18 protein-coding genes and 1 other annotated feature are annotated in these 17,658 nt (G+C 52.3%); of the genes, 10 read left to right on the top strand and 8 right to left on the bottom strand.

Annotated features, from left to right (window positions below):
• Positions 1–183 precede the first annotated feature (183 nt).
• From FVB43_RS01135 to FVB43_RS01120, 4 genes are all read left to right on the top strand, one after another.
• Complete coding sequence (locus FVB43_RS01135; protein WP_133845984.1) at positions 184–1,116, top strand: DMT family transporter; 933 nt, start codon at positions 184–186, stop codon at positions 1,114–1,116.
• Positions 1,117–1,287: 171 nt separating this feature from the next.
• The gene (gene yfiR / locus FVB43_RS01130; protein WP_133845983.1) at positions 1,288–1,833 is read left to right on the top strand and encodes a regulatory sequestration protein YfiR; all 546 of its coding nucleotides are present in this window, start codon (positions 1,288–1,290) and stop codon (positions 1,831–1,833) included.
• Positions 1,826–3,055 (top strand): diguanylate cyclase DgcN/YfiN, encoded by a 1,230-nt coding sequence (gene dgcN / locus FVB43_RS01125; RefSeq protein WP_133845982.1) that lies wholly within the window; start codon positions 1,826–1,828, stop codon positions 3,053–3,055. Before yfiR ends, dgcN begins: the two co-directional genes overlap by 8 nt.
• Before the next feature lie 17 nt (positions 3,056–3,072).
• Positions 3,073–3,561 (top strand): OmpA family protein, encoded by a 489-nt coding sequence (locus tag FVB43_RS01120; RefSeq protein ID WP_167863250.1) that lies wholly within the window; start codon positions 3,073–3,075, stop codon positions 3,559–3,561.
• 52 nt (positions 3,562–3,613) lie between these two features.
• On the opposite strand, the gene FVB43_RS01115 is transcribed toward FVB43_RS01120, so the two are convergent.
• Positions 3,614–4,294, bottom strand: coding sequence for a CTP synthase C-terminal region-related (seleno)protein (locus tag FVB43_RS01115; protein WP_167863249.1), 681 nt, complete (start codon positions 4,292–4,294; stop codon positions 3,614–3,616).
• Between the two features lie 108 nt (positions 4,295–4,402).
• Here FVB43_RS01115 and FVB43_RS01110 point away from each other — a divergent pair, with 108 nt between their 5' ends.
• Positions 4,403–5,149 (top strand): GNAT family N-acetyltransferase, encoded by a 747-nt coding sequence (locus tag FVB43_RS01110; RefSeq protein WP_167863248.1) that lies wholly within the window; start codon positions 4,403–4,405, stop codon positions 5,147–5,149.
• Here FVB43_RS01110 and FVB43_RS01105 read toward each other — a convergent pair.
• Positions 5,084–5,611 carry a GNAT family N-acetyltransferase gene (locus tag FVB43_RS01105; RefSeq protein WP_159337968.1) on the bottom strand — a complete coding sequence of 176 codons (528 nt, stop codon included), beginning with the start codon at positions 5,609–5,611 and terminating at the stop codon, positions 5,084–5,086. The genes FVB43_RS01110 and FVB43_RS01105 overlap by 66 nt on opposite strands.
• A gap of 315 nt (positions 5,612–5,926) precedes the next feature.
• Here FVB43_RS01105 and FVB43_RS01100 point away from each other — a divergent pair, with 315 nt between their 5' ends.
• Together FVB43_RS01100 and tyrA are read left to right on the top strand one after the other, a co-directional pair.
• Positions 5,927–6,997 (top strand): 3-deoxy-7-phosphoheptulonate synthase, encoded by a 1,071-nt coding sequence (locus FVB43_RS01100; RefSeq protein ID WP_133845977.1) that lies wholly within the window; start codon positions 5,927–5,929, stop codon positions 6,995–6,997.
• Positions 6,998–7,012: 15 nt separating this feature from the next.
• A complete protein-coding gene (gene tyrA, locus FVB43_RS01095) occupies positions 7,013–8,134 on the top strand; it encodes a bifunctional chorismate mutase/prephenate dehydrogenase (protein ID WP_133845976.1) in 1,122 nt (373 codons plus the stop codon).
• Here the strand turns inward: tyrA and FVB43_RS01090 are convergent.
• The 6 genes from FVB43_RS01090 to bamD all read right to left on the bottom strand — a co-directional run bounded on the left by FVB43_RS01090 (position 8,131) and on the right by bamD (position 12,824).
• The gene (locus tag FVB43_RS01090) at positions 8,131–8,892 is read right to left on the bottom strand and encodes a substrate-binding domain-containing protein (protein ID WP_167863247.1); all 762 of its coding nucleotides are present in this window, start codon (positions 8,890–8,892) and stop codon (positions 8,131–8,133) included. The genes tyrA and FVB43_RS01090 overlap by 4 nt on opposite strands.
• Positions 8,889–9,944 carry an ABC transporter substrate-binding protein gene (locus tag FVB43_RS01085; RefSeq protein ID WP_167863305.1) on the bottom strand — a complete coding sequence of 352 codons (1,056 nt, stop codon included), beginning with the start codon at positions 9,942–9,944 and terminating at the stop codon, positions 8,889–8,891. Before FVB43_RS01085 ends, FVB43_RS01090 begins: the two co-directional genes overlap by 4 nt.
• A gap of 122 nt (positions 9,945–10,066) precedes the next feature.
• Positions 10,067–11,227 carry a bifunctional chorismate mutase/prephenate dehydratase gene (gene pheA, locus FVB43_RS01080; RefSeq protein ID WP_133845974.1) on the bottom strand — a complete coding sequence of 387 codons (1,161 nt, stop codon included), beginning with the start codon at positions 11,225–11,227 and terminating at the stop codon, positions 10,067–10,069.
• Positions 11,228–11,251: 24 nt separating this feature from the next.
• Positions 11,252–11,386, bottom strand: a sequence feature (Phe leader region).
• The gene (gene pheL / locus FVB43_RS24510; protein ID WP_197931246.1) at positions 11,329–11,385 is read right to left on the bottom strand and encodes a pheA operon leader peptide PheL; all 57 of its coding nucleotides are present in this window, start codon (positions 11,383–11,385) and stop codon (positions 11,329–11,331) included. Its footprint overlaps the feature before it by 57 nt.
• Positions 11,387–11,484: 98 nt before the next feature.
• The gene (gene raiA / locus FVB43_RS01075) at positions 11,485–11,823 is read right to left on the bottom strand and encodes a ribosome-associated translation inhibitor RaiA (RefSeq protein WP_133845973.1); all 339 of its coding nucleotides are present in this window, start codon (positions 11,821–11,823) and stop codon (positions 11,485–11,487) included.
• 269 nt (positions 11,824–12,092) lie between these two features.
• The gene (gene bamD / locus FVB43_RS01070) at positions 12,093–12,824 is read right to left on the bottom strand and encodes an outer membrane protein assembly factor BamD (RefSeq protein WP_133845972.1); all 732 of its coding nucleotides are present in this window, start codon (positions 12,822–12,824) and stop codon (positions 12,093–12,095) included.
• A 134-nt stretch (positions 12,825–12,958) separates the two neighbouring features.
• Here bamD and rluD point away from each other — a divergent pair, with 134 nt between their 5' ends.
• The 3 genes from rluD (at position 12,959) to clpB (ending at position 17,363) form a co-directional block, all read left to right on the top strand.
• Positions 12,959–13,936 carry a 23S rRNA pseudouridine(1911/1915/1917) synthase RluD gene (gene rluD, locus FVB43_RS01065; RefSeq protein ID WP_133845971.1) on the top strand — a complete coding sequence of 326 codons (978 nt, stop codon included), beginning with the start codon at positions 12,959–12,961 and terminating at the stop codon, positions 13,934–13,936.
• Positions 13,936–14,664 carry a purine nucleoside phosphorylase YfiH gene (gene yfiH, locus FVB43_RS01060; protein WP_167863246.1) on the top strand — a complete coding sequence of 243 codons (729 nt, stop codon included), beginning with the start codon at positions 13,936–13,938 and terminating at the stop codon, positions 14,662–14,664. The genes rluD and yfiH overlap by 1 nt, the downstream gene beginning before the upstream one ends.
• 125 nt (positions 14,665–14,789) lie before the next feature.
• Entirely contained in the window at positions 14,790–17,363 is a 2,574-nt protein-coding gene (gene clpB / locus FVB43_RS01055) for an ATP-dependent chaperone ClpB (RefSeq protein WP_159337970.1), read from the top strand.
• The last annotated feature ends 295 nt before the right edge of the window (positions 17,364–17,658 follow it).

The following is a 17,658-nucleotide window of genomic DNA, read 5'->3' as shown; positions in this document are numbered from 1 at the left end:
GACCGAAAGGTTGGCCCCTTTTTTTTGAGTTTGTCACGATCGCATACATCTTGCGAAATTTCCTGCCTTTTGCCTCCGCGAAAAAAAATAAAAAGTCGTTTCATGCTGATTTTTAAGCTGATATAAAAAAAATTCCGCGTATGTTTGATAGATACCTATCTACTGCCAGGAATTCTGCACGCTATGCGCCCTTCGCCCAGTCCCTCGACCGGTGTGTCGATGAAAATCGCCGGTGCCCTGACCTCTACGTTAATGATGGCCTGCGTGAAAGGCCTGGATGGCACCATTCCGGTCGGGGAAGTGATCTTCTTTCGTTCTTCTGTTGCGCTGATCCCTCTGTTTATCTGGCTGTGGTGCCAGGGCAACATCCTTGATGGCATCCGTACCCGCAATGTGAAAGGGCATTTTCTGCGTGGACTGGCCGGAACGGGGGGCCTGTACTTTAGCTACCTTGCACTGCTCTATATCTCCCTGACCGATGTGACTGCCATCAACTATGCGGCGCCGTTGATTACCGTGATCATGGCGGCAATTTTTCTGCGTGAGAAGGTGAAATATCATCGATGGGTGGCAGTGATTGCCGGATTTATTGGCATCCTGGTGATGATGTCTGGCCAGCTATTTTTTGGCCGGGAAGGGGCATTAAGCTCGGTGAGCTGGCTGTCTACGCTTGGCATGATTCTGGCGCTGATGGCAGCAGTGTGTATTGCAGGTGCATCGATACAGATTCGTTATCTGAATGGTATTGAGAAGCCAGGAGCCATTGCTTTCTGGTTTGCGATAACCACCACGCTGACATCGCTTTTCACACTGTGGTTTGGCTGGACGATACCGAATGGCAGGCAACTGATGTTGCTGCTTGGTTGCGGTCTGCTGGGAGGGATTACGCAAATCCTGCTGACCCTGAGTTTGAAATATGCAGATGCTTCTTTGCTGGCGCCGTTTGATTACAGTACGTTGATCTGGTCGGTATTTATTGGCTACCTGTTCTGGGACACATTGCCAGAGTCAGCGACCATTTTCGGCGCGGGTTTGGTCGTGACCGGTGGGATGATTTCCATGTATTTTGAACGGCGCCATCGCCGGGCGATCACGCCGCTAAATGTGAGCGGTTGAGAGAGCAATAAGTCGGGATGAATAATGGGCTGGCCGTGAGGCTGGCCTTTTTTGTCATTTGCCACATGATGACGAATGTTTCACAGGATGTTAGGATATTTCTGAATAGAGGTGGGGTGATGAAACCCGTGATGACGGGGCCAAATTAATGGCCGGGATGATAGAGGTTTCATGGCGAAAATATGCGTGCTGTTACTGCCACTCTTGCTGAGTAGCGTCACTCTGCCGATCAGGAGTGAAACGTTAACTGATGCACCTTCGGGTGTGTCAGCGGCAGACGTGCGCCAGACCGTCGCGGGTATTATCAGCTATACCCGATGGCCACACCTTACCGGGCTTCCCCGTCTGTGTATCTTTCGTTCTGCGTACTTCGCTCCTGCGCTCACCGCAGCTTCAGTTGAGCACCCTCCTGCTGTCTGGCAGGCAATCCCCGTAGAGGATGCACAACAGGCGCTGGTCTCGCAGTGCGATATTCTCTACTTTGGCCGTGAATCTTCGCAACAGCAGGTTGAACTGATTAACAGCTATCAGCTGCGCCCGCTGCTCACCATTGCTGAACAAACCCCTGAGTGCGCAACCGGCAGCGCATTTTGCCTTAAATTTATTAATCACCGGGTGAGTTTTTCGGTGAACCTCGACTCGCTGGGTCGAAGCGGCGTTCGGGTGCATCCCGATGTATTAATGCTGGCATCTTCAGGGAGTAAGCGACATGGATAAATCCTCGGCAGATTACAACAGGGCCAGCTTTCGCAATGCGCTGTTACGTATCAGTGTGATCAGCGTAGTGACCACGATGACCGTGGCGTGGCTGTTTATTTCCGCCACCTCAATGCTGTCATTCCGTCAGTATGCAGATAAGAATCTGCAACTGCTGGCTTATACCGTCAGCCACAGCCTGGAAGCTGCAGTAGTGTTTCGTGACGGTAATGCCGCGATGGACACCCTGAATGAGCTGGGAAAACAGGGACAGTTCTCTTCGGCAGTGGTGACCGACATAAAAGGCAATGAACTTGCCCATTGGGGTGAGGGGAATGAACATGAAATGAATACAGACCCACTGGCGCGTGCGGTCTCCGGCTGGTTATTCCCCAAACCGGTACAGCAACCCATCCTGCATAATGGGGTAAAAGTCGGCAATATCACGCTAACAGGCGAAGATGCCACCGTGACGGACTTTGTCTACCGCTCCCTCAGTGTGCTGACGATCTGTTTGCTGCTGGCCTCGCTGGTCGCACTCCTGTTTACTCGTCATTTATTCAGTGGGCTGATCGCTGCGTTAAGGAGCATGACCGGCGTTGTGCATGATATTCGCGCCACACGTAATTTTTCACGTCGGGTTCCTCCCTCAAAAATTAATGAACTGCACGTGTTCGGTGAGGATTTTAACAGCCTGCTGATCGAAATTGAAAAGTGGCAACTGCGTGAGCAACAGGAGCGAGATTCTCTGCTGAAGCGTGCGCTGCACGATCCGCTGACCGGGCTGGCCAATCGTGCTGCATTTCGCAGTGCACTGGACAGTGTGCTGAGTGATAGTGCCCGTAAAACCCATACTGCGCTGCTGTTTATGGATGGGGATAACTTTAAGGGTATCAATGATACCTGGGGGCATGCAGCGGGAGATGAAGTCCTGATGGCGATAGCGCAGCGATTATCTGACTGTGCTGCAAACACCCATCTTGTCTGCCGTTTTGGGGGGGATGAATTTGCCATGATCCTTGAAAATGTCAGCCATGATAATGAAGTCCAGGCGGTGATTGACGCGATTAATCTGCGCATGGCTGAGCCGATTGATCTTCAGGGCGGTGAGTCCGTGGTGATGACATTAAGTATTGGCCGTGCGGTAGCCAGCCAGGCTGCGACTGCCGAAGGCGTGATGGAAGCGGCCGATCGCAGTATGTATCTGGAGAAGCAGCAGCATCATCAGCGTGCTGCTTCTTAGTGATAATCATGGGAGATATGATGAAAAAAATAAGAATGATGACTGGACTCGTATTGGTGCTGTTACTGGCGGCCTGCCAGAGCGCACCTCAGGGTAAATTCTCGCCTGAACAGATCAGCGCTATGCGATCACAGGGGTTTAGTGAAATCCCGGAAGGATGGATGTTGGGGATCTCTGAGAAGATCCTGTTTGGTAAAAATAAGTCAGAGCTGACGCCGGAGAGTGTTGCAACCGTTCAGCGCATGGCTAAGTTACTCTCCAGCACTGGGCTGCATCACGCGCGCCTTGATGGGCATACCGATAACTATGGTGATGAGAAATATAACGAGGCGTTGTCACTGAAGCGTGCCAACGCGGTAGCCGATGCCTGGGCAAGCGGAGCCGGTGTAGCACGCAGCAATATCACGACCCGGGGGTTGGGTGACAGCGACCAGGTACAGAGCAACAAAACATCACAGGGCCGGGCAGAAAATCGTCGTGTAGCGGTCGTTATCACCGCCCCCTGAAGCAGTCTAAAGAGACTCTGCCTCGTCGGCTATCGCGGGCGAGGCAGCATCATTATCTGGCCGCGCGCAGCAGTTCGACGACCAGTGGCGACAGCTCATCACGCAGTGCAGCGCGTTCGGACTGGAATAATGTAGCGGCATAGAATTTATGTCCCGGAAGTTCCATTGCCCGCACATCCCCCTCACGATCCCAGGCTGTCAGTCGCAGCGGATACGTTTTTAGATCGGCAACAAAATCCGGGTTGACGCCAAAGTTACAGTGATACCCTTCGCTGATTTCTGTCTTACCGTAAGCCTGTGCCAGAAGCGAGCCAGGTTCAATCACAATATCCCCGGTTTTTTCGACCAGCGAACAGCTTAATGGCGCGATCACCAGACGCCCACCACTGTCGGTTTCGGCATGTCCTGCATCGCTCCAACCCATGACATTACGCGCGTACTCAACAATGGCATACTGAAACCCCCCGCAGGAGCCGAGAAAGGGCACGTTGTTTTCCCGGGCATAACGAAGAGTGAGGAATGCCCCCTCGTCGTTACTATACGGACTACCCGGCGTCAGCCACAGGGCATCATATTCCTGTAAAACACCGCTGTCGGTGATGGATTCAGTGGGAAGCCACTGTGGGCTGACATTGAGCTGAAGGGCGTGTGAGGCAAGTTGAACTGCTTTTGGAATGGCCTGATGCGCAACGGCATCGGGGCGATAGTCACCAACCAGAGCTAAACGGATCATGAGTGTTTCCTGTGCAGGTAAAAAAGGATGCTACTGCACAGTCATGATGCTGGCAAGCCGCTAAAGTTATTTCTAAGCTGAAAATTAACGCAGATTAAGGAGAGAGACATGACGCAGCGTATGAATGAATTTGGTCAACCTGTCGGTCCGGCATTGCCTTATTGGCAATCAGTGTCGGTACCAGAAGCAAACCGAATGGTCGGCATTTACTGCCGGCTGGAACCCCTGAATGTTGAGCTTCATTGCGAGGATCTTTATACGGCCTATGCTTCAGCGCCCGATGGTCGGGACTGGACCTGGCTGACCGAAGAACGTCCTGAATCGCTGGAGGCCTTTCGTATCTGGCTCAGTCAGCGTGCAGCCGAGAACGGCTTTGTGACCTTTACCCTCTTTTGTGCAAGGCGTGATAAGCCTGTCGGTCTGGTATCGTATTTACGCATCGATCCGTCTAACGGCGTGTTGGAGATTGGTGGTGTCACCTGGTCACCTCTGATGAAACGCACGGTGATCGGTACGGAAGCGCTTTGGCTGATGATCAACAATGCCTTTACGCTGGGATATCGTCGCTGTGAATGGAAGTGCGACTCTCTGAACGAGCCTTCACGTCAGGCGGCACTGCGTATGGGGTTTACCTGGGAAGGAACCTTTCGTCAAATGATGGCACGCAAAGGGCGTTCACGGGATTCAGACTGGTTCTCGATTATTGATAGTGAGTGGCCTGCGATCAATCAGGCGCTGGTTCAGTGGCTTTCTGCAGAGAATATTGATGCCAGCGGGCAGCAGCGTCAGTCACTCGGCAACCTGATGCGGGCGGTAAAGCCGATAGATGGCAGTGTTAATTGGCCCACTCTTTAATACGATAAGCCCGTAGCGTATGGCAATCAGCTCTGCGCCTACGCGGGTGGCAACAGCGCGGCTGGCGATATTGCTTTCAGCCGCCAGGATTTCGATGACGTCAATATCCGGTTGCTCAAAAGCCTGCGCTGCAATCTGGCACACAGCCTGACGGGCAATACCTTTACGCTGTTCGCTACGTCGTACCCAGTAACCAAGAGCGGCAGGGATATCGGGTCCGCTGCTGTAACGCAGCCCCACGCCCCCCAGAAGCCGCCCGTCTTCTGTAAACAGCCCGCATTCATTCGCTACGCCCTGACGGCGCTGTAAATGGGTGTAGCTGAACCACTTAAGTGCTTCCTCGGCTGTGTAATCTTCATGGGCCCATGCCATCCACGGTATTAAACTCTTCAGTGACTCCCTGACGGCCTCGACGAAGGCTACAGCATCACTGTTTTCGAATGGGCGTATGACTATTTTCATGATTCACTCTGAATTATTTTCCTGACGGACAAAAATTATAGCGCCTCTCAGGAGGGCAGGTATTGGAAATGATTGGCTTTTTTTGATGTTGAAATACTAACTGTAAATATATAATTACAGTTTGAGGTATGGTGTATTTTGAGGGTTATTCTTTAACTTATTGTATTTATTTATTTAAATTGTTTTATTGGTGTGGCTTTCTTCTCTGTGGTAATAAATCTGTACATCACTATATTGTTTTATGTACGCATTCTGGTACAGTTGTCAGCAACCTCACTGAGGACCCCTATTAATCGAATGACCAGGATGACGATCATGCAAAAAGATGCGCTGAATAACGTTCACATCGCTGATGAACAGATTCTGATTACCCCGGAAGAACTGAAAAAACAGTTCCCGCTGAACAGCGTACTGGAAGGGCAGATTGCCGCTTCACGTCAGACTATTTCCGATATCATCAGCGGAAAAGATCATCGCTTGCTGGTGGTCTGTGGCCCTTGTTCTATCCACGATACTGAGGCTGCACTGGCCTATGCCCGCGATTTGAAAGCACTGGCGGACCAGGTGGAAGACCAGCTCTACATTGTGATGCGCGTCTACTTTGAAAAGCCACGTACCACGGTTGGCTGGAAAGGTCTGATCAACGATCCGCATATGGATAACACCTTTGATATGGAAGCTGGCCTCCATATTGCACGTCAGCTACTGTTGAATCTGGTGGAGATGGGCTTGCCACTGGCAACGGAAGCGCTGGATCCAAACAGCCCGCAATACCTTGGCGATCTGTTCAGTTGGTCGGCCATCGGTGCACGTACCACCGAATCGCAGACACACCGCGAAATGGCGTCGGGCCTCTCAATGCCGGTAGGCTTCAAAAATGGTACCGATGGCAGTCTTGGCACCGCGATTAATGCAATGCGTGCAGCCGCGATGCCACACCGTTTCGTGGGTATCAACCAGGCAGGGCAGGTGTGCCTGCTGCAAACCCAGGGTAATCCTGACGGGCATGTGATCCTGCGCGGTGGGAAAAGCCCGAACTACGGTCCGGCCGATGTGGCGCAGTGCGAAAAAGAGATGCAGCAGGCGGGACTCCGTCCTTCCTTGATGATAGATTGCAGTCATGGCAATTCTAATAAAGATTTTCGTCGCCAGTCCGGCGTGGCCGAGTCTGCCGTTGCGCAGATTAAAGATGGCAACCGTTCAATTATGGGTCTGATGCTGGAAAGTAACATTCACGAAGGCAACCAGTCTTCTGAGCAGCCGCGCAGTGATATGCGCTACGGCGTTTCCGTTACCGATGCCTGCATTAACTGGGAAACAACGGAAACCCTGCTGCGTGAAATTCATCAGGATTTGACCGGAGTACTGGCGGCGCGTCTGTCGTAAGAGGGTTAATGAGTTATGGTGGCTGAACTGACCGCGTTACGCGATCAAATTGATGAAGTCGATAAAGCGCTATTGGATCTGCTGGCGAAACGGCTGACGCTGGTCGCCGAAGTCGGCGAGGTAAAAAGCCGCTACGGGTTACCGATTTATGTTCCTGAGCGTGAGGCCACGATGCTGGCCTCACGCCGTCATGAAGCGGAGTTGCTGGGCGTGCCTCCCGATCTGATCGAGGATGTTCTGCGCCGCGTGATGCGTGAATCCTACACCAGCGAAAACGATAAGGGCTTTAAAACCCTCTGTCCCGAACTGCGTCCGGTAGTGATTGTTGGCGGTAAGGGGCAGATGGGGCGTCTGTTTGAGAAGATGCTTACCCTGTCGGGTTATCAGGTACAGATCCTCGATAAAGGTGACTGGGATAACGCAGAAGCGATGCTGGCCAACGCGGGCATGGTGATTATTAGTGTTCCTATCCATCTGACCGAGCAGGTTATTGGTGAGCTGCCTCCGCTGCCGCAGGATTGCATCCTGGTGGATCTGGCCTCGGTGAAAAATAAACCGTTGCAGGCCATGCTGGCCGCGCATGCAGGACCGGTGCTGGGGTTACACCCCATGTTCGGCCCGGATAGCGGCAGCCTGGCGAAGCAGGTGGTGGTGTGGTGTGATGGTCGTCAGCCGGAAGCCTATCAGTGGTTCCTGGAACAGATTCAGGTATGGGGCGCACGCCTGCACCGTATCAGTGCCGTGGAGCATGACCAGAACATGGCGTTTATTCAGGCATTGCGCCACTTCGCTACGTTTGCTTATGGTCTGCACCTGGCAGAAGAAAATGTTCAACTGGACCAACTGCTGGCGCTTTCATCACCGATCTATCGACTGGAGCTGGCGATGGTCGGACGCCTGTTTGCTCAGGATCCACAGCTCTACGCCGACATTATTATGTCTTCAGAAAGCAATCTGGCCCTGATCAAACGGTATTATAAGCGGTTTGGAGAGGCAATAAAGTTGCTGGAGCAGGGCGATAAGCAGGCGTTTATCGACAGCTTCCGCCGGGTAGAGCATTGGTTTGGCGACCACGCGAAACGCTTCCAGGCAGAAAGCCGCACGTTACTGCGTCAGGCAAATGACAGCAGACCCTAGTGTTTAGCAGGAGGGGCCGACATATCTGGCCCCTCCGTTTTAATCGTACCAAACCCCGCCTTGACGAAAATCTCCTGTCCCTCACAAGTTAACAACAGCTCAGCGAGCTTGTGGCCTGCGGGCTGACAAACAGCATAGCCATAGTCAGCGCGAGTTTGCCACGCCTCAGGTATCAACAACGTCGTAATACCCTCATTCGCCTGTAGAAGATGCGCATAGCTGCGGTAGCCAATAAAGAGATCGGCCTGCCCTGACTTTATCAACCAGACTGAAGCCTGCATCCCCGGAGGTACGGGTACGGAATCCTTTCCACCGACCAGTGGCATCGCACGCTGCTTTAACCGTTGGCCCAGTTCAGTCTCATGCTGTCCAATACGTTCGAATAGCTGCCAGGCGTAATCGCCACAGGGATCGCAGCCAGGTGTTGAGGTGGCGAGACGCAGAGCAGGATTGCGCAACAGATCGAGCCACTCAGCCGCCGAATCGACGCTATCGCTGCGAACGTTCAGGCACAAAAAGTTATGGCAGAATACGCCTGTCCTTTGTGCCAGCCCTGCCTGTAACAGTGTCTGCGGATGGGCAATACTGGCAGAGACGAACAAATCGCAGGCCTCACCTTGCTCTATACGCTGACGCAGTATTCCGGCTGGACCGAACTGCGTTTCTATCCCCGCCGGATAATAGTGCTGGAATGCACTTACCACGCCTGGCCAGACGTGACGCAGGCTGCCCGCGGCCAATACCTGTAAAGGCTTCATCCGTTGTTGCCGTGGTAGTGAGTACGGTAAAAACGTTGATACCAGCTGTCTGCCTGCTGCTGCATATCAATATCCGTAAATCTGGCCGGGTACAGTTTCTTCGCCATCCACAATTCTCCCAGTGCCATCGCTTCCGGCATCGGGTAGCCCCAGGCCTTGGCATACTCTGGCATCAGATAAACCCGGTGATTTTTGACGGCATCCACGGCCTGCCAGGCGGGCTGCTGGTTAATCTCGTCGAGTACTTTTGGATAACGGTCCTGGACAAAGATGACCTGCGGATTCCATGCCAGAATTTGCTCCATTGAAACCTGCTTGTAGCCCTTAACGGTTGATGCGGCAACGTTCATTGCTCCGGCATGCGCCATCATCAGCCCGGTGTATTTCCCCGAACCATAGGTTGTCAGATCGGGGTTAGCCATGTAGACACGAATACGCTCTTTTTCCGGAATGTCCTTGAGCCGGTCGGCAACCTGCTGACGCTGTTTAAAGGTTTCTGCAACCAGAGCGTCGGCCTGCTTTTGCTGATTGACCACCTCGCCAATCAGACGGATACCCTGTGCAAGGCCATCATTGTAGGCCTGTTCTTCATTTTCTAACTGTGGGTTGAGCTGGGCCTGCTGTGTGCCGCTGTCGGTATGCAGAGAGATGGCAATAACAGCGATGCCGAGATCCTGAATCTGATCAATCATTTCCTGGGGCGCATAGTTCGTGACAAACACCACCTGCGGATGAAGGGCAACCAGCTTCTCCAGATCAACATGGGTCAGATCGCCCAGCATCGGCAACGTATTCAACTGGGGTACCAGACGTGCATAGCCGTCGCCCAGCTGCTGTTTCCAGTTGCTGAGAATGCCGACTATTTTTCCCGTGGCATCGAGCTGTACCAGTAGATTTAAGGTCTGATGCTGAAGGACGACGACCCGATCAACGCGATCGGGCAATGTCACCTGACGACCGAGCTGATCGGTTACCTGGCGTGATGCTTGCGCAGAAAAAACGAATAAAGCAGAAAGAATAAGTACGGAAAAAGAGCGGAAAAGGGAAGTCATCATCGCTGCCTGAGTATCGTTGTATATCTTATGATATAGCGATCGACATCACAGGGTAAATGATTCTCTGTGGCAAAAGGGGAAAATCACCAGCCGCGATTGGGCTGGCGAGGTGTCCGGCGTTATTGGGGATCGATGGCGACGACGTTTTCGCTAGGGTAGCAGCCCAGTACCTTCAGGGAACGTGTGATTGGCGTCAGCTCGCTTAGCGCCTGCTGTACAGCATCGGTATTCAGGTTGCCCTGGAAATCGATGTAAAACATCTCCTGCCATGGATTCCCGTTAATCGGGCGCGACTCCAGTTTACTCATTGTCAGATTATGTTTTCGCAGCACCAGCAGAGCTTCCACCAGGGCGCCTGCCTGCTGGCCAGTGGCCATAATCAGCGTGGTTTTTGCCGGAACCTGGAGTGAAACCTCGACCGGCTTACGGGCCAGTACGATGAAGCGGGTAATGTTCTGGCGCTGGTTAGCCAGATTCCGCTCCAGCACCTGTAAACCATAAAGCTCACCGCCGGCTTCACTGCCCAGCGCGGCAACTTTCGGTGAATTCATGGCAGCGACTCTCTCCATCGCAGCCGCAGTACTTTCGGTGTACTCAATTTTCCAGTGCGGATGACGATTGATGAACTGGCTGCACTGCTGGAATGGCTGAGGGTGACTGTAGACTGTCTCAATCTGCTGCAGGTCAGTATTACCGGAGACGAGGACGCAGTGATCAATAGGGATAGTGATCTCACCGACAATAGACAGGCTGGTTTGCTGCAACAGGTCATAGACATCAGTGATTGACCCTGAAGTCGTATTCTCAACCGGCAGCACGGCGTAGTCAGCCAGCCCGGTTTCAACCTGATTGAAGATATCGTGAAACTTCAGGCAGCCATTCTCAATGAAGTTATCGAAATGACGTGCGGCATAGTGGCGTGATGCCAGATGCGAGTAAGAGCCTTTTGGCCCGAGAAAGGCGATGCGCGCAGAGTGAGCGTTGGTGTTGTTCAGATGTTTTTGCAGCAGCGCCTGCTGAGTCAGCACGGAATCTTCAATGATTTGCTGAAACAGGCGTGTGATGTAATGCGCATCCAGCTTATGGCCTTTGCCCAGAGTGATCAGGTGCTCAAGCAGATCGCGTTCGCGGTCGATATCACGGACGGGACGGTGGGTGGCCATTTTGGCCTCAGCAACTTCTACCGCCAGCGCACGGCGCTGGGCCAGCAGGGCCAGCAGTTGTTCGTCCAGTGCGCTGATCTTACCGCGCAGAGCCAGCAAAGGATTTTCGGGATTCATATTTGCTACCTGTCAGATGTTACTAAAAAAAAAGCCTCCCGTTTGGGAGGCTTTAATGTTCGTCTTCGCATTCACTCTTACACGACGAATTGCCTCCCAAATCAGGGGAAGGTAAAGAAGGTAAAAAAGAATGCGAAGAAAAACGGTGCTGATTTCATTGTGCTATCCATGATGTCTGGAAGGATAAAGTAACCGCTGCAATTTCATTCTGTCAATAAAAAACGCGCCCGCAGGCGCGTTATGACGGTTTAAACCGATTACTCTTCGTCTGTCTCAACCACACTCAGATCTTTAACACTGGCGGTGGCGCGGCGCGCTTCACCTTTATGCTGAACTTTATTCAGCTGACGTTCCAGCTTGTTAATCAGATCGTTGATGGCTGTGTACATATCTTCATGCTTGGCGCTGGCAATCAGCGGGCCGTTTGGCGTATTGATAGTTGCATCGGCAACAAACTCTTTCGGCTCTTTTGACAAAACAATGTGTGGATTTATCAGATGAGTTTGCCACTTTTCAAGTTTGGCGAGACGGTCTTCGACATGTTGGCGGATAGCCGGAGTAATTTCCATTTGCTTGCTGGTAATGTTCAGTACCATAGTGCTTACCTCTCTGTCATTTCCGTCTTGGTGAACCCAGCATACCGCGAAAAGTGTGAAAATGTGTGATCAAAATCACGTTATTTTGTCGCTTTTTGTCAAGAAGAACAAAACTGTGAGATGGGCGGGTAAATAGGGCTCTGGGGGTTGTCGAGGGGCATTTTCAGTGGCATTGTTGATAGGTTAACCTGACTGGAAATTTGGCATTTTGCCGTTTTTTAGTCAAAAAAAATGGCAGCCCAGAGGCTGCCATTTTTGTCAGGTCAGACTCAGGCCTGATTGGTCGCAATGATTTTTGCCACACGATCGGCTTCTGCATTCAGCTGCAGATGACGGTAAGCATTTTCCATCAGCGGCAGTGCAGTGCGCGTAGCCTTTGTATCCGGGTAATCTTTCAGCATTTGCTCTACACGGTTAACCACAGCGACATACGCCTCGCGTTTAGTGTAGAATTCCGCCACGGATAACTCATATTTCGCCAGACGATCTTTCAGGAACACCAGGCGCTTGCGTGCATCGGTTGCATACTGGCTGTTTGGATAGCCACGCAGCAGCTGCGAGAAGTCTTTGAAAGCATCACGCGCATGGGTTGGATCGCGGTCTGAGCGGTCGATACCAAAAAAGCCTTGCAATGCACTGTCATCCAGCGCCATGTCCGTCAGACCACGCATATAAATAACGTAATCAATGTTCGGATGCGTTGGATTCAGGCGCATAAAGCGGTCAATGGCGGCTTGCGCCAGCGGCAAATCGGCATTTTTGTAGTATGCGTAGATCAGGTCTAGCTGAACTTGCTGGGAGTAAGGGCCGAATGGATAGCGGTTATCAAGCGCTTCCAGTTGCGTTATTGCTCCTTTAAAGTTACCGTCCTGCAGTTTTTGCTGGGCAGTGGCATAAATCTCGGAAGGCGGGCTGTCAGGCACCACATCCTTGGAGCCGGAACATCCAGCTAATGCCAGGCTCAACGTGGCTGCAGCCACCAGATATTTCATACGCGTCATGACGATTTGCTTATCCTCAGAGTGTTATTCAGGAAGCTGTCCGTTAAGCTTCCGATAGTGACCAGGTACGATAGCACATTATATTAAACGGCATCGCCGTGAAAACCCAACGTTAACGAAGAAGCTGTTTATTTATGGCACAACAAGTAAAACTCAACGCAACGGTATCCGAATCGCAACTCGGACAACGCTTAGATCAGGCTTTGGCCGAATTGTTCCCTGATTATTCACGTTCTCGCATAAAAGAATGGATTCTCGACCGTCGCATCACCGTCAACGGTGCAATTATCGACAAACCGAAAGAAAAAGTGCTCGGCGGTGAGCAAATTATCATCGATGCGGAAATTGACGAAGAAGCTCGCTGGGAAGCGCAGGATATCCCACTGAACATTGTCTATGAAGATGACGACATTCTGGTGATTAACAAACCGCGCGATCTGGTGGTTCATCCGGGAGCCGGTAATCCTGATGGCACGGTGCTGAATGCACTGTTGCATCATTTCCCGGCGATTGCGGATGTGCCTCGTGCTGGCATTGTGCACCGTCTGGATAAAGATACGACAGGTCTGATGGTGGTGGCGAAAACGGTCCCTGCACAGACGCATCTGGTGGAGTCACTCCAACTGCGCGAATTCACTCGCGAGTATGAAGCCGTGGCTATTGGTCGTATGACAGCAGGCGGTACGGTTGATCAACCGATCAGTCGTCACTCGACTAAACGTACCCACATGGCAGTGCATCCGATGGGTAAACCAGCCACGACGCATTACCGTATTATGGAGCATTTCCGTGCCCATACGCGTTTACGCCTGCGTCTGGAAACTGGCCGTACTCACCAGATCCGTGTGCATATGTCGCACATTAATCATCCGCTGGTGGGTGATCCGCTGTACGGTGGTCGTCCACGCCCACCGAAAGGGGCATCAGATGCCTTTATCAGTACGCTGCGTGGTTTCGATCGTCAGGCCCTGCACGCCACGATGCTCCGTCTCTATCACCCGATTACCGGGATTGAAATGGAATGGCATGCACCGCTGCCACAGGACATGGTCGATTTGATCAATGCGCTGAAAGCGGATACCGAAGAATTTAAAGAGCAACTGGACTGGTAATGAGCCTGATTGTACCAAAGTGGTCGGCCCCCGCTAACGTTCGCGCGTGCAGCAGTACGCGCCAGGGGGGCGTCAGCCAGGCACCGTGGGACAGTCTTAACCTCGGTGCTCATGTGGGCGATGAGTTGCAGCATGTGCAGACTAACCGTCAGCGCCTGCTGGAACTGGCCGATTTACCGTCCATGCCACAATGGCTTGAGCAGGTTCATGGTACAGAGGTTCTGACGCTGGACTGGAAGGTGCCGGCTTCACTGCGTGCGGATGCGGCTTATACCCGAACCCCTGGCGTTGTCTGTGCTGTGATGACGGCTGACTGTCTGCCGGTGCTTTTTTGTTCGCAGGATGGCCAGGAAGTGGCTGCCGCGCATGCTGGATGGCGTGGATTATGTGATGGCGTGCTGGAGGCAACAATTAATGCCTTTTCTGCCCCTCCGTCGCAGATTTTCGCCTGGCTTGGCCCGGCGATTGGTCCGGATGCTTTTGAGGTCGGGCCGGAAGTGCGTGAGGCTTTTATTGCGCAAAATCCAGCCGCCGCAGCCGCTTTTTTCCCTAAGGGTGAAAAGTTTTATGCCGATCTCGGACATTTAGCAAAACAGCGTTTAGAGGCCATCGGCGTGCGCCACGTCTGGGGTGACGGCCAATGTACCCTCAATCAAAGTGAGCAATTTTTCTCCTTCCGACGCGATGGCGTCACTGGCCGTATGGCAAGTTTGATCTGGCTGATATAACCTAGCGCCATAAGACGGTCCGGATTGATGTTTTTTTCTCCAAAATGTCAGGTCATTACCTTGAAAAATTTGAGGGATGACCTCATTTAATCTCCAGTAGCAATTTGACCTGATAGGGGGAAATTATGCGTCTGGATCGTCTTACTAACAAATTTCAGCTGGCTCTGGCTGATGCTCAATCTCTGGCCCTCGGCCGTGACAATCAATTCATCGAACCTCTGCATCTGATGAGCGCGTTGCTCAATCAGGATGGCGGATCCGTTCGTCCTTTACTGACCGCTGCCGGTGTTGATGTCGCTTCACTGCGTACCAACATTGAACAGGCACTCAGCCGTTTACCGCAGGTCGAAGGCACCGAGGGTGATGTTCAACCTTCTGCTGACCTGGTACGGGTGCTTAACCTGTGTGACAAACTGGCGCAAAAACGTGCCGACAACTTTATTTCATCCGAATTATTCGTTCTGGCGGCGCTTGACTCGCGTGGTTCTCTGGCAGATTTGCTCAAATCTGCGGGGGTCACCAGCGATAAGCTGACGAAAGCGATCGACCAGATGCGTGGAGGCGATAGCGTGAACGACCAGGGAGCTGAAGATCAGCGCCAGGCATTGAAAAAATACACCATCGATCTGACCGAGCGCGCGGAGCTGGGTAAACTTGACCCGGTTATTGGCCGTGACGAAGAAATTCGTCGTACGATTCAGGTCTTGCAGCGCCGTACTAAAAACAACCCGGTACTGATCGGTGAACCTGGTGTTGGTAAAACCGCCATCGTTGAAGGCCTCGCGCAGCGCATTATTAATGGTGAAGTGCCAGAAGGTCTGAAAGGCCGCCGGGTACTGGCACTTGATATGGGAGCGCTGGTGGCGGGTGCCAAATATCGTGGTGAATTCGAAGAGCGCCTGAAAGCGGTACTCAGCGACCTGTCGAAACAGGAAGGCAATGTCATTCTGTTTATTGACGAGTTGCACACCATGGTCGGTGCCGGTAAGGCTGATGGCGCGATGGACGCGGGCAACATGCTGAAACCTGCACTGGCGCGTGGTGAACTGCACTGCGTGGGCGCCACCACCCTGGATGAATATCGCCAGTATATAGAAAAAGATGCTGCGCTGGAGCGACGCTTCCAGAAGGTTTTTGTTGCTGAACCGAGTGTGGAAGATACCATCGCGATCCTGCGTGGGCTGAAAGAGCGTTATGAACTGCATCACCATGTGCAGATTACTGACCCGGCTATCGTGGCAGCGGCGACTTTATCGCATCGCTACATTTCTGACCGTAAGTTACCGGATAAGGCGATTGACCTGATTGATGAGGCCGCGTCGAGTATTCGTATGCAGATCGACTCGAAGCCAGAGTCTCTTGACCGCCTTGAGCGACGTATCATTCAGTTGAAACTGGAACAGCAGGCGCTGAAGAAAGAGTCTGACGATGCCAGTATCAAACGGCTGGAGATGCTGGAAACTGAGCTGAACCAGAAAGAGCGTGAATACTCAGAACTGGAAGAAGAGTGGAAAGCTGAAAAAGCGGAGCTCTCTGGTACTCAGCATATTAAAACTGAGTTAGAACAGGCGAAGCTGGCCATGGAGCAGGCACGTCGTCAGGGAGACCTCGGGCAGATGTCCGAGCTGCAATACGGGAAAATTCCAGAGCTGGAAAAACAGCTTGCTGCCGCGACGCAGACCGAAGGTAAAACCATGCGGCTGCTGCGTAACCGTGTTACCGATGTTGAGATTGCTGATGTGTTGGCACGTTGGACCGGTATTCCTGTTGCTCGCATGATGGAAGGTGAGCGTGACAAGTTACTGCGTATGGAGCAGGAGTTGCATACGCGGGTGATTGGTCAGAATGAGGCAGTAGAAGCGGTATCGAATGCGATTCGTCGCAGCCGTGCTGGCCTGGCCGACCCGAATCGCCCGATTGGTTCGTTCCTGTTCCTTGGGCCAACCGGGGTAGGGAAAACCGAGTTGTGTAAGGCACTGGCTAACTTTATGTTCGACAGCGATGACGCGATGGTGCGTATCGATATGTCCGAGTTTATGGAAAAACACTCAGTGTCTCGTCTCGTCGGGGCACCTCCGGGCTATGTCGGTTATGAAGAAGGGGGGTATCTGACCGAGGCGGTTCGCCGCAGACCTTACTCTGTCATCCTTCTGGATGAAGTAGAAAAAGCGCATCCGGATGTGTTTAACATTCTGTTGCAGGTGCTGGATGATGGCCGTCTTACTGACGGGCAGGGCAGGACGGTCGACTTCCGTAATACGGTGGTGATCATGACATCGAACCTGGGGTCTGATTTGATCCAGGAACGTTTCGGTGCATTGAGCTACGGTGAGATGAAAGAACTGGTGTTGTCGGTTGTCAGCCAGAACTTCCGTCCGGAGTTCATCAACCGTATTGATGAACTGGTCGTCTTCCATCCGCTGGGTGAGCAACATATTGCTTCTATTGCACGCATCCAGCTTGCACGCCTGTATCAGCGTCTGGACGATCGTGGGTATGCTCTGCATATCTCTGAAGCGGCGCTGCAGAAGCTGGGTGAAAATGGTTATGACCCGGTCTATGGGGCAAGGCCGCTGAAACGTGCAATTCAGCAGCAAATTGAGAACCCGCTGGCACAGCAGATACTTTCTGGTGCGCTGATTCCGGGGAAAACCATAGAAATGGATGTACAGGATGGCGTAATCGTCGCACATCAGTAATCACGGGAAGTAACAGAAATGGGCCTTTGGCCCATTTCTGTTTATTAAAGCAGCATAAATCGAGGTCATAAGCGGCTTTTGCATGAAAAATAAGCATGTGAAAAGTTTTTTGCAATTAGCCCTTGTCAGTCGCCAGAAAATCCCTATACTGCGCCTCCACTGACACGGAACAACGGCTTACAAGTCAACGTGTCAGGAGGTTCAGGAAGCATCTGAACCGCCGGAAAAACTTCTCAAAAAGAAGTTGACTCCGAAGGAGGAAAGCGTAATATACGCCACCTCGCAACAGGAAGCT

This window comes from Erwinia rhapontici, from assembly GCF_012271765.1.
GTDB classification, from domain to species: domain Bacteria; phylum Pseudomonadota; class Gammaproteobacteria; order Enterobacterales; family Enterobacteriaceae; genus Erwinia; species Erwinia rhapontici.
The sequence above is the reverse complement of the archived record's forward strand: the minus strand, read 5'-3'. Positions and strand labels throughout refer to the sequence as shown.